Below are 12539 nucleotides of genomic sequence, written 5' to 3' on the forward strand. Positions count from 1 at the left end.
GTCATACGATACCTGAGCAACCGTTACACAAGCAATCTTATGCAAAGAACTTCTCGAAGTACTTAATCGTGCGGACCATCTGCGAGGTGTAAGAATTCTCGTTGTCGTACCAAGAGGTCACCTGTACCAAGGTCTGGCCATTGCCCAGGTCCTGAGCCATCGTCTGGGTGGCGTCAAAGATGGAACCGTGGGTGTCGCCGATGATGTCGCGCGATACGATGTCGTCGGTGTTGTAACCAAAGGTCTCGGGGATGCTGTCGGAGTATGCCTTCATAGCAGCGTTGATCTCGTCAGCAGTAACTTTCTTGTCAACAACAGCGTACAGGTTGGTCAAAGAACCAGTGGGGGTTGGAACGCGCTGAGCAGCACCAACGAGCTTGCCATTGAGCTCAGGGATTACCAGACCAATAGCCTTAGCGGCACCCGTGGAGTTAGGAACGATATTCTCGGCAGCTGCACGGGAGCGACGGAAGTTACCCTTGCGCTGAGGACCGTCCAAGGTCATCTGGTCGCCAGTGTATGCGTGAATGGTGGTCATGATACCGCTGACAATAGGAGCGAAATCATTCAGACCCTTGGCCATAGGAGCCAAGCAGTTGGTGGTGCAGGAAGCTGCAGAGATGATGTCGTCATCTGCAGTGAGTTGCTCGTGGTTTACGTTGTATACGATGGTGGGAAGATCCTTGCCTGCAGGAGCAGAGATGACAACCTTCTTTGCACCAGCATCAATGTGAGCCTGTGCTTTAGCCTTAGAGGTGTAAAAACCAGTGCACTCGAGGACAACGTCTACGCCAAGCTCGCCCCAAGGAAGCTTACTTGCGTCGGCCTCCTTGTAAATGGTAATGGTCTTGTCGTCTACAATAATTGCATCGTCAGAAGCCTTGATAGCGTGATCACGAGAATAGTTGCCCTGTGTTGAGTCGTACTTCAAAAGATAGGCAAGCATCTCGGGGGACGTAAGATCGTTGATTGCAACAATCTCTGAGTCCTCATGGCCAAACATTTGACGGAACGCCAAACGACCGATACGACCAAAACCGTTGATAGCAACCTTAACTGCCATGCTTTCTCCTTTCGAGAAACCTTCGGTATCTTGTTTTCCGAATTGGTCTCATTATTGGACTGCTGTTGTTATACTACCCTTATTTTGCTCATTCGGGTATAGCAAAACGAGGAAATTACCAAAAATTGTGGCATCTACCTGCAAGTTGACCATCATTCACTGATCAATTAATGACTGCGGCGAGGCGGGTGTGGGTGTAGCAGCGGCTGGCGAGAAGACCGTGCGAAGACGCGCGGACGCTACGAACCCTGAAGCGATTGCGCAAATTCTTGCAAGCGCAACCAACGATGATAGAGCGCCGATTTTGATAAGGGCGGCGTTACTTGTTGGCCCAAGTCGCGCAGTGACAGCTCAGGGAACTCACAACGCAGTGCACAAAATGTTTTGAGTGATGCGGGAAGTGCTTCCAAGCCCACCGTTTTTTTGATATGCGCAATGCAGGTAAGTTGGGCGGCAGCGGCATTGGTTGAGCGCGCCTGGTTAGCGATTTCGGCATTGACGCGGCGGTTGACATCATTTTTAAGCGACTTCATATGCCGGACCTTTACCAGCGCACGACTCATCTTATGCGCTCCCAACAGCGTGAGTAGCGCGACGATGTCCTCGTAACTCTTCAGGTACACAGCATAAGCCCCTCGCCTATGATGCAGCCGTGCGGGAATGCCTCGCTTGTTGACGAGCTCGACGAGTTGGTTGGCAAATTGCTCGCCCATAACCGCAATTTCCAGATGGAAGTCACCATGCGGATTGGCGATAAATCCGCCCGCTAAGAAAGCCCCGCGAATAAACGCATCACAACAGGATGCGTTAACGAGCAGCTCTTGATTGATTCCCGAGGCAAGACTGTGCTGCTTGGTGAGCACTCCCATACTCACAAGCGCTTGCGCAAGGCCTTCCTGATCGGGAATTTCGATCAGATAATTGCGCGTCTTATGCAAAATCGACTGACGAAAGGTGAGCTTCGTCTTGAGGCTAAAGACGTCATGCGTCAAGCCCAACACCATACGAGCCACCGCGCCCGTCTCGGTCGAAACACGAATGGAATAGCAGCCCGGTCCCCTAAACGACAGTGTTCCGCAAATGCGGATAAGGGCGGCGAGCTCGGCCATATCGGCATGGTGAGAAGAGCGCTTGACGCGCGAAAGCTCATCTTTGACTTCGGCGGTAAATGACATAAGCTCCTCACTTGTATGCAATGGCCTTACGGGTGCAGATGTTCGATGTTAGCGGGCAGCTGGCGGTGGGTGGTGCAAGCTACGGCTTACTTGTGTGCTGGGCGCTTCTCGGCACGAGACAAATCGCGATGCGAGGTAGTGACCTGATAGCCCTGCTCCATCAGATAGCGTGCCGTTTGCTCGGCGAGGGTCACCGAGCGATGCTGACCTCCCGTGCAGCCCACCGCAATCGTAAGGTGCGGCTTTCCTTCAGCGATGTAGCCAGGCATGATGCAATCCAACAGGCGCTCCCAGGATTGCAAAAACTTTTTTGTCTCGGGATGCTCGAGCACATACGACGAGACCTTCTCGTCAAGACCCGTCAGGTAACGCATTTCGGGATCGTAGTACGGATTTGGCAAGAAGCGCACGTCGATGAGGATATCCGCCTCAGTAGGCATGCCATATTTAAAGCCAAAAGAGCACACGTTCACTTCCATGAGTTGCGTGGGCGTAAGCTCCGAATAGCGGGCTTGAATGCGATTGCGCAGCGTGCTGGTACGCATGCGGCTGGTGTCGAGCACCAAATCGGCACGCTCGAGGGCGCGCGCCAACTGCGAGCGCTCACGGGTAATGGCATGCATGATGTCCTCCCCCTCCTGTGCAAGGGGATGACGGCGGCGGCGCTCCGAAAAACGGCGGCGCAGCACCTCATTGGAAGCGTCCAAAAATAAAAGGCTGTACGAGAGTTCGTGAGTCATTAGTTCTTCAAGAGCGTCGAGAAGTTCGTCGAACAGCCCCTGACTGCGCAGGTCACAGACCACCGCAAGGTGTCTTCCCACACCAGAATTGATGCCAATAATCTTTGCGAGGGTGAGCATGAGTTTAGGAGGAAGATTATCGATAACGTAGTAGCCCAAGTCCTCAAAAACATGCATTGCCTCGGTGCGTCCTGCACCGCTCATACCAGTAATGACCACTACATCGGGAACAGCAACGGTCGTTTTTGATGACATAGACGTCCTCCTTCATCCTTAGTGCGGTGCGCTTGCAACACTGGGGCCGCACACACGGTCCGCACACGAGAGCACAGCTCAAGTGTACACGTTTGTTCACAGCTTTTGTTTGTTCACAGCTTTGCGCGATCGCGTACCTCTTGCAGCTCTTCGTCCCAGCTCTGCAAAGTATCGTAAATCGTCGTCGCAAGCGCCGAAGAAATCCCTGGCACTTGCGCGATCTTCTCGGCGGAAGCGGCGCGAAGTTTTTTCATGCTTCCAAAATGCCTGAGAAGTGCACGTTTGCGTTTGGGACCCACGCCCTCGATTTCGTCCAAAATGGATACCGTCATAGCCTTGCCGCGCAGCTCTCGGTGGAAGGTAATCGCAAAACGGTGGGCCTCGTCGCGCACCTGCTTGACCAAATACAGCGACGCAGAACCCGAGGGCAAGACCACAGGCACGTCATCCCACAACACGAAGAGCTCCTCATCCGACTTGGCAAGACCTGCCATGGCAATGTGCACGCCAAGCTCTTCGAGCTGCTTTTGCGCGGCATGAAGTTGCGGCTTGCCGCCATCCAAAATCAGCAGATCAGGCATCGAGCCAAAGCGTGGATCTTCTCGGCGTGGGAGGCCGTAACGGCGCTCCATCACCTCAGCCATCGAGACAATGTCGTTTGCCTCCATCAGTGGCGTTTTAATTTTGAAGCGACGATACTGGTCCCTATCGGGCTTGCCTGCAGTGAACACCACCATCGAAGCGGTCGTAAAACGGCCGTGGATGGTTGAAATATCAAAGCACTCGATGCGCATGGGCGGCTTGTCAAGGGCAAGGGCGCTCTCGAGCTGCAGCAAGGCGGCGTTGGTGCGCTTATCGTCATAGCCCGTGCGCACCTGATAGCGCACCAACATGTGGTGAGCGTTGTCGGCAGCCATCGTGAGCAGACGGAGTTTCTCGCCACGCTGAGGCACATGAAAATGCACTTTATGCTGCGCTTTTGCGCTTAACCATTCGGCAAGCACGTCGTCGTCAGCAAGCGCACATGCCACGTTGATCTGATGCGGGATGTCGGAAGTCTGCTCGTAGTACTGCTTCAAAAAGCCAGCGAGCAGCTCCTGTTCGCTCACCTCGTTGCCCTTATCGAGCACAAACTCGCAGCTACGAATCACACGCCCTTCTCGGACGATAAAAACGCAGGCAGCAGCAATGGTTTCTTCTCGCCAAATGCCCACAAAATCGGCGTCGAACGATTGGTTGAAGACGACGTGCTGCTTGGCGCTTAAGTTTTGAATGACCTCGATGCGTTTTTTGATGCGCTGGGCCTTTTCGAAATCGAGTTGCGCGGCAGCCTCGTGCATTTCGTCGGTCAGCTTCGTAATAAAGTGCTTCGTGTGCCCCGACAAAAACGCCTCGACCAAAGCCACATGCTCCGCGTATGCCTCGGGCGTAATCTGCCCAACGCATACACCAGGGCCTTTGCCAACATGATAGTCAAAACACGGGCGCCCCTGATTTGCTTCAAGCAACGTAATGACGTTAGCATCTTCGGGATGCGCTTTGAGCAGCCGAGAAACCCGACGCCACTCGGCGCATTCACTCACACATAAGGGGACCAGTTTTCTGACAATTTCGATCATCTTGCGGGCGGCTTTGGCATCCGTATACGGGCCAAAATAGCGTGTGCGGGCTTTGTGCTTTTCGCGCGTATATTTGAGCGCGGGAAAGATGTCTCCTTTGGTGAGCGCCAGGTAGGGATAGCTTTTATCGTCCTTTAGGTTGACGTTGTAGGGCGGATGATATTGCTGAATCAAATTAATCTCGAGCACAAGAGCCTCATGCTCGGAGCCTACAACCACATAATCAAAGCCAGCGGTCTGCTCCATTAAAAAAGGGATTTTGACACGATCGTCGGTCCCATGGATGTACTGTCGCATGCGTGCGCGCAGATTTTTGGCTTTGCCCACATACAGCACCTGCCCGCGGGCGTCTTTCCACAGGTAGCAGCCTGGCTGTGTTGGCACCTGGTCGACCTGCTGCGCGAGGGTAAGCGCAGGCGATGCGGGTGGTGCAGCGGACGGGGCGGCGTCAGGCGCGACGGATAACGTGGCTACAGACGTGTCGGGCGGCGTGTCCAAACCTGCGGCGGGCGTGTCCTCCAAGGGTGCTTTGTCATGTGAAGTAGTCATGTCATCATCCTACCCCAGTTAACCCCCGTTATGCTTGCAGCAGTACGCCCGTGTTATAATCCGCATGAACAAACGATCTCAAAACAATCTACAAAAGGAGCGGTCATGAGCCAAGATGCGCATAAAGAACAGCGAGTTGATATCTTGCCTATCGTCATCGGTGGTGATATTGGTGCCTATGCCCTTGCGCGACAATTTCACGAGGCTTTTGACGTACTTCCCTGCGTGCTCAACACTGACTTTATTGCCGCTATTACGCATTCACGCATCCTGACAACACATGCGCTTCCAGAGCTTTCCGCCGAGGTCATTCTCGAAGCTGTGTGCGAGCTGGCGAGCGAGGCTTCGCAAAAACACGTCGTTCTTATCGGCAATACCGATCACGTCATACAACTGCTCGAAACGATTCACACCCAACTTCCTCAAAAGGTTGTCTGCGTGCTCCCCTCTCAGGAGGCCTTCAAATCCGTCTGCGATAAGGCGCGCTTTTCTGGCTTGTGCCGTGCCCATGGTCTTGCAACGCCGCAAACCGAGCGCATTAAGCTGGCAGGCACCAAGCCCATCGCGTCAACGGAGCTGCCGTTTCCTGTGGTGGCAAAACCCGCCGAGTCGGCGCAGTATTCTTCGTGGATGAAGCTGGGTCTTAAAAAGGTATATTACTTTACCGAGCAAGCTCAGCTCGACGAGTTGTGGCACAAGCTGCGTGATGTAGGCTTTGAGGGAGATTTTTTGGTGCAGCAGCTTATCGCTGGTGACGATACCTATATGGACTCCATCACTATCTATATGGGCGCCGATGGACACGCTCGCATGCTGGGCGCGGCGCAGGTGCTGCTAGAGGATCATGCACCAACTATGCTGGGCAACCCCGTTGCCATGGTGCTTCGCCAAAAGCCTGAGCTGTGGAACAAGGCCGAAGAGATGCTCGCAAGCATCGGCTGGCACGGCTTTGCCAACTTTGATATTAAGCGCGACCCACAAACGGGCGTCGAATATTTTTTGGACTGCAATCCGCGCATCGGGCGCAACTCGTATTACAACGTTGCAGGTGGCGTCAACCCCATGCGTATCATGGTGGAAGAGGCGCTTGGGCTTGGCGAGGGCGAGAAGGGTGTCGAGAAGCGCGGCGCGGGCGATAAGGACAGTGCTGGCGAGAAGAGCGATGAAGTCGCCAAGAAGACCAGCACTTATGCAAAATCTACCAGCAAGAAATCCGTGCACATCGCTGACCAAGAAGCGCTCTATACCTTGGTTCCACTCCAGCTGTTGCGTCGCTATATTCGCGATCCACAACTGCTGAGCGAAGTGAACGGTCTTATCGCCCAGAAAAAAGTGGCGAACCCGCAGCATTACAAGGCAGATCGCGGATCAAAGCGCATGATGAACGTCTTTTTGACCGAGTACAATCAACTGCGCAAATTCGCAAAATATTATCCCAAGCCGACGGATAGCTCGTTTTAAACAAGAAACTTCATTGTAAGGCACGAGCCTGCACTCCAAACAATGGTGTGCAGGCTCGTTTTAGTGTATGTGAGCTTGTTTGCCGTATGTGAGCTTGTTTAACGTACGTACTGTAATTATTTCAGCGCGTCAACAAACCAGTTTGTCAACGAAGTTGGATGCGTAATCGCTGTGCCAACAACCACGGCCCAAGCACCCGCATCAAGCGCCGCACGAGCATCGGCAGGTGTGTGCACGTGACCCTCGCAAATAACGGGAAAATCGGGAAACTCGGCAGTCGCGGCACGCAGCAATGCAATGTCGGGTCCCTCGTTTAAGATCGTGTCAATCGCAGATTTGTTGTGCGATAAGGTCGTCGAAACGATGTCACAGCCACAGGCGACCGCATGACGAATATCGTCGAGCGTCATGCAGTCAGCCATGATGAGCACGTCGGTTTGTTTGCGCAGCTCGTCAACCGTTTCTTTAAAGCTACGACCATCGGGACGAGGACGATCGGTAGCATCAAGCGCCACAACATCGCAGCCTGCCCACACGCAGGCAAGTGCATGTCGCAAGGTGGGCGTAATGTAGACGCCTTCATGTCCCTCTTTCCACAAACCGATTACGGGGACCTCAACCTGCCCTTTAATGGCAGCGATGTCGGCAAGGCCCTGGCAACGAATTGCGGCGGCACCACCCTGCTCGGCTGCCAACGCCATAGCCGCCATAATATCGGGACGACGCAGGGGCTCCGAAGGATATGCCTGCACGCTGACGATCAGTTTATGATGAATAGCTTCAAGAATGGGATTCATAGGACCCTCCAGACTTTTTTGCCAAACCTTTATTGACGATACGCAAAGCGGACGAAATTCTCGGCAGCACCAATCAACGGTGCCATACCACCTAACTCGCCAGTGAGCAGCGGAGTTGTTGCCAGAGGATCCATAGCCTGCGCCCCAAAGCCACGACGGAGCGCATCGTGCCAAAACACGCCAGACTGTACCACTGAGCCGGACAGGATAATACACGCAGGATCCACCATATTGCACGTGCTCCCCAGTACCGCGCCCAGTGCATAGCCAGCACGCGACTGCGCTTCTTGCGCGAGGCCGTCCCCTGCATCGGCGCGCTGACTAAGATCAGCGCCAGTAATGGACGTACCATCCTCGCGATGCATATTACCGCCCAGAGCTTTATAGCTGGCGAGAAGACCAGGGCCTGCTGCAATCGTCTCGACATGACCAGAGCGACCGCAGGCGCAGGGCATATCGGCAGCTTGTGGGCAGATCACATGACCAATGCTTCCCGCAACATCATGGGCGCCACGCATGATGTAGTGATCATACACGTAAGCGCCACCAATGCCCGTACCCACCGCAACGACCAAGCAGCTCGCATAGGCTTTTCCAGCACCGTAGCGCGCTTCACCCAAGGCATGTGCATGCACATCGTTGAGTGCTTTGGTCGGCAAACCACAGCGCGTTGCTACCGTTGAAGCAAGGGGCGTATTTGACCAGCCGGGCATTACATCGTTAGCAAAATGCACGTCACCGCGTATTGGATCGATAACGCCAGCACTCGAAATACCAATGCCAGCAGGTTCATAACCAGCCTGACGTGCCTGGTTGAGGAGTGCTTGCGCGGCGTCACACACACGCTCGAGCACCGCTGCACCGCCTTGTTGTGCGTCGGTGGCCACTTTGTTAAGCATTGTCAGGCGCGGCGTCGAGCGCTCGTCAAGAAAAACGAGTCCCGAAGCAATTTTGGTGCCGCCAATATCAAGGGCGATAAGCGGCTGTTTTTTTGTGTCCGACATGCGTCTCCTTACAGCAAACCTTGGCTGATACTCAAACTAGCTGATGATCGACAATCTATGTGATACCGCGAGCAAATCTTTACAGCAGTCCGCACGAAACCAAAACTTCGCGGATATTCTCGACATTCTCGCCCGTCAAACGCTTCACGGGACGAGGCATTTGATTTGTCTCAAAAATGCCCATGAGCTGCAGCGCTGTCTTAAACGCGCCAACGCCACCTGCGTAGCCCTGCACACCCGTCGTGACATCAAAGATGTGCGACAACTCGTTGAGCTTGTCTTGCTCGAGCTTAGCCGTTGCCCAGTCGCCTGCCTGCGCGGCCTTCCACATGCGAACATAACCATAGGGCTCAACGTTGGCAAGACCGGGAACGCTACCATCGGCGCCGCACAAATAAGCGCAGTCGACGACCATCTCGTGGCCCGTCAACACGGACAGTGGGTGGCCAGCCTTGGCATTTTCTTGGCACAGGTAGCGGAAATTGATGTCGTCGCCAGAGGAGTCCTTAACGCCCGCAAGCACACCCTCGTGGCCGAGCTCGATCATGAGTTTCCACGGCAGTTTGGTGTGCACGCACACGGGAATATCGTAGGCAAACACGGGAAGATCCAGCTCGCGAGCCACAATGCGAAAGTGATCGGCAATCTCGGTCAGGCCGCCCAAAGCATAAAAAGGCGCGGTGACCACCACGGCATCAGCGCCGAGCTTTTGCGCCATGCGACCATGCTCAAGCACGCGCTCGGTCTCGGTGTCGATAATACCAACCAACACGGGAACACGGTGATTGACGATGCGAACGGCCTCGGTAATCACCCGCTCGCGCATGGCATCAGTCGAAAACACAACCTCGCCGGAAGAACCCAAGAAGAACAGCCCGTCAACGCCCGCGTCAATCATGCGGTTGATGAGGTTTTCAAAGGAAGCGATATCCAATGAATGATCTTCTCGCTCGGACACTACCACCGGAGGAACGACGCCGCCAATTTTAAAATCACTCATGTTCTTTCCTTTCAAAGTGAATGAACTGCAAAATTGCATCCTCGAAGTCATTGATTCTCTCATAACCCCATCGAGGATAGCTTACAAGTTTTTTATGAGAAGTACCCAGCTTTTGGTACAACGCATCAAATGAGGACAGTTGCTCGGTTTGCCCCAGCTCGCCGACACCCATCAGAGTTGCGGCGGTCACGTCTGGCGCGAAGCTCAAGCAATCAAGGAAGTTCAGTTGAGCGAGAAGATCATCGGTGTGCGCGCCTTGCGGCTCATGGTGGCGCAAGTAGCTGTGCAGACTTTGATAGATCTGCGGTGTTGCATGGGTGCGGTAGGCCTGCGGTATATCACAGGGGTATGGATTGAGTATCGCAAGTTTTGTCACACGCGGGCCCAGTATGGACGCGGCGGCAAGAGCAAGACCTGCGCCCGTACCTTCGCCTATGCAAGCAAGGGGCTGAGGGGCAAAGGTGGCGAGATCGGCGGCGGCTTGGGTATCAGCGGCATCTTGCTGCGCAATCCCCAGCGCCACAAGCACCGTCAAAAGGCTATCTTCAATGCGCTGTGCTTGCGTTGCCCCCTCATCAGACACGAGGTCATACGGACAAAAGCGCTGATCAAGCATCACTACGCGCGCGCCCAAGGCACAATAGCGAGTCAGATACAGCCAGCTGCGCGGACCCGTGTGCATGTCATGAAAGTAAACGACCGTTGGCAACGGCGATGAGATTGACGACGCCATCGAAACAGATGGTTCTACCACACGAATCGTCAATGGTACACCATCACAAGCGTCAAGATAAATGCGCCCATAGTGCGGGACTGTCGAGAAAATCGTCGAGTTTTCCCCAAGTTTTGTCTGGTTTGATGGCAGGCTCTCCAACTCTGGAAACACGTTGTACTCAATGGTAGACGGCTGTGCTTTCCACAGTATTTGTAGGTGATGCTGCACCTGCTCAAGGCGTTGTTGCCAATAGCACTTTATATCGCTCATAACGCATCACAGCCAGACGCGGTCTTCTCACCCGCGACGGTCTTCTCGCCAAAGGCATCCTTAACAAACCATGACAGTGCCGCATTATCAAAGGCGGGTATTTCTTCATGCCCGAACTCGGGAAACAGTAGATGCTTTTTATCGCAACGCAAATTGTTGTACACCGCATACTGGGTTTCCACGGGGCAGATGTCATCAACGAGACCTGTACCAAACAGCACGCTGCAGCGCACCAAATGTGCAAACGAGACGCTATCGATGTAGCCAAGCTTATAAAAATTCGAAGCAGCCTGCGAACCGTCCGCATCAAACCAACGCGCGTAATAGCGCAGACCTTCGTAAGCCAGCTGGTCGGCACCAAGCTCATAGATCTTTTGAAAATCGGAGAGGAAGGGGTATAAAATCGCGGCGCGGCGTATAAAATCAGCATTTAAAGCGCAGGTCGCAAGGCCCACGCCGCCGCCCTGAGAATCCCCATACACATACACGCGCTGCGCGTCAAGGCCCTCAAGCGCACGTACTACGCGACACAAAATGCGAATGTTTTGATGCAAGCGCACGTAATATAGGTTCTTTTGATCGCCCGTAAGCCCCGTCACGACATGACCTGCCACCGTGGGACCGCAAAAGCCTCCCACATCTTGGCTGCGACCGCCCTGACCAGGGTTATCCATGGTGATAGTAGCAAAACCGAGGCCCGCAAAAGTGCAGTTTTCGAGCCAGCTTCTGGTCCTTCCTGGATACCCATGAAAGCGCAAAAGCACAGGGAGCGCAGGTTGTGCAGGGCGCAAAAAGCGCGCGTACAACTTCGCTTCATGCATGCCAACAAACCACAGGTTAAAAAATTGACAACTGGGATAGTCGGCAACCTCGGCGGGCTCGAGCCAAAATTTGAGTGGGCAGCTGTCAGCCTCAGCCATACGAGCTGCCCAAAAATCATCAAAGTCAGCAGGGATAGGATTGGTTCCTACGTAGGACTCCAAATACTGGCGCTGCTGTTCAAAACTAAGCATGGAAACTACAGTACTTCCTTAAGCTTGTCCCAACTTGGGATGCAGCAGCGAGGGCGCCGCACCAAGCAACAGCTTCGTGTAGTCGTCTTTCGGATGTTCGAACACCTCTTGCGCGGGTCCAAGCTCAACGACCTTGCCAGCGTTCATAACCATAATATCGTCGGAAATATAGCGCACCGTCTGAATATCGTGGCTGATAAAGACCATCGCAAGACCTAGGTCGCGCTTCAGATCCGTAAGCAAATTCAAGATCTGCGCACGAACCGAAACATCCAACGCACTCGTCGGCTCATCGGCAATAATTGCGTCGGGACCAATCGCAAGCGCGCGAGCAATAGCAACACGCTGGCGCTGACCACCCGAAAGCTGTCCTGGCAGCGCCTCGAGCGCACTCGAAGGCAGGCCCACCATGCCAATGAGATCGCGCACTCGTCGCTCACGCTCAACACTCGTCAACACGTTGTGCACGAGCATAGGATCCAGCAGCTGATCGTGTACCGTCATACGCGCATTTAAGGCGGTGGCGGGGTCTTGGAAGACAACCGAAATCACACGACCAATTTTAAGCCTGTCAGCAGCGGTACGCTTCGTAACATCGTTACCCCTAAAGAAGACTTGTCCCGACGTCGGCGCTTGCAAACCGCACATAACGTTGGCGGTTGTTGATTTGCCGCAACCAGACTCGCCCACAATGCCCAAGGTTTTACCAGGCATTAAGCGCAGGGTAACACCCTGTATCGCATGCACAAGACGCGGATTAAAGATGCCTCCCGCACGTGTCTTAAAAGTGACGTGCACATCATTCAAAAAGATAATAGGTGTAACCCCATCAACGGTACCGTCATCAAGTGTTACGGGCATGTGTTTTTCGACCGTTG

The 12539-nt window shown here is 54.0% G+C and carries 11 protein-coding genes; 1 reads left to right on the forward strand and 10 read right to left on the reverse strand.

The annotated features are described in order from the left end of the window. Positions 1-37 precede the first annotated feature (37 nt). The 4 genes from gap to uvrC all read right to left on the reverse strand — a co-directional run bounded on the left by gap (position 38) and on the right by uvrC (position 5401). Positions 38-1063: a type I glyceraldehyde-3-phosphate dehydrogenase gene (gene gap / locus HMPREF3192_RS00110; protein ID WP_066304296.1), complete on the reverse strand. Its 1026-nt coding sequence runs from the start codon at positions 1061-1063 to the stop codon at positions 38-40. Positions 1064-1302: 239 nt separating this feature from the next. Then, entirely contained in the window at positions 1303-2238 is a 936-nt protein-coding gene (whiA, locus tag HMPREF3192_RS00115; protein ID WP_066304300.1) for a DNA-binding protein WhiA, read from the reverse strand. An 86-nt stretch (positions 2239-2324) separates the two neighbouring features. Beyond that, positions 2325-3233, reverse strand: coding sequence for an RNase adapter RapZ (gene rapZ / locus HMPREF3192_RS00120; RefSeq protein WP_066304301.1), 909 nt, complete (start codon positions 3231-3233; stop codon positions 2325-2327). Positions 3234-3346: 113 nt separating this feature from the next. After that, complete coding sequence (gene uvrC, locus HMPREF3192_RS00125) at positions 3347-5401, reverse strand: excinuclease ABC subunit UvrC (RefSeq protein ID WP_082715477.1); 2055 nt, start codon at positions 5399-5401, stop codon at positions 3347-3349. Between the two features lie 105 nt (positions 5402-5506). On the opposite strand from uvrC, the gene HMPREF3192_RS00130 reads away from it, so the two are divergent. After that, positions 5507-6862: a carboxylate--amine ligase gene (locus tag HMPREF3192_RS00130; RefSeq protein WP_066304304.1), complete on the forward strand. Its 1356-nt coding sequence runs from the start codon at positions 5507-5509 to the stop codon at positions 6860-6862. A 116-nt stretch (positions 6863-6978) separates the two neighbouring features. Here HMPREF3192_RS00130 and HMPREF3192_RS00135 read toward each other — a convergent pair whose 3' ends face one another. The 6 genes from HMPREF3192_RS00135 to HMPREF3192_RS00160 all read right to left on the reverse strand — a co-directional run bounded on the left by HMPREF3192_RS00135 (position 6979) and on the right by HMPREF3192_RS00160 (position 12522). Beyond that, on the reverse strand, positions 6979-7659 hold the full coding sequence (locus tag HMPREF3192_RS00135; protein ID WP_066304306.1) for an N-acetylmannosamine-6-phosphate 2-epimerase: 681 nt from the start codon (positions 7657-7659) through the stop codon (positions 6979-6981). Positions 7660-7688: 29 nt separating this feature from the next. Beyond that, positions 7689-8663, reverse strand: coding sequence for an ROK family protein (locus tag HMPREF3192_RS00140; protein WP_066304307.1), 975 nt, complete (start codon positions 8661-8663; stop codon positions 7689-7691). A gap of 79 nt (positions 8664-8742) precedes the next feature. Then, entirely contained in the window at positions 8743-9663 is a 921-nt protein-coding gene (locus tag HMPREF3192_RS00145) for a dihydrodipicolinate synthase family protein (RefSeq protein ID WP_066304311.1), read from the reverse strand. Continuing rightward, complete coding sequence (locus tag HMPREF3192_RS00150; protein WP_066304312.1) at positions 9656-10648, reverse strand: acetylxylan esterase; 993 nt, start codon at positions 10646-10648, stop codon at positions 9656-9658. The genes HMPREF3192_RS00145 and HMPREF3192_RS00150 overlap by 8 nt, the downstream gene beginning before the upstream one ends. Beyond that, a complete protein-coding gene (locus tag HMPREF3192_RS00155) occupies positions 10645-11661 on the reverse strand; it encodes an acetylxylan esterase (protein ID WP_066304313.1) in 1017 nt (338 codons plus the stop codon). The genes HMPREF3192_RS00150 and HMPREF3192_RS00155 overlap by 4 nt, the downstream gene beginning before the upstream one ends. 18 nt (positions 11662-11679) lie before the next feature. Continuing rightward, positions 11680-12522, reverse strand: coding sequence for an ABC transporter ATP-binding protein (locus HMPREF3192_RS00160; protein WP_066304393.1), 843 nt, complete (start codon positions 12520-12522; stop codon positions 11680-11682). Positions 12523-12539 lie beyond the last annotated feature (17 nt).

This window comes from Atopobium deltae (assembly GCF_001552785.1).
Classification (GTDB): Bacteria; Actinomycetota; Coriobacteriia; order Coriobacteriales; family Atopobiaceae; genus Atopobium; species Atopobium deltae.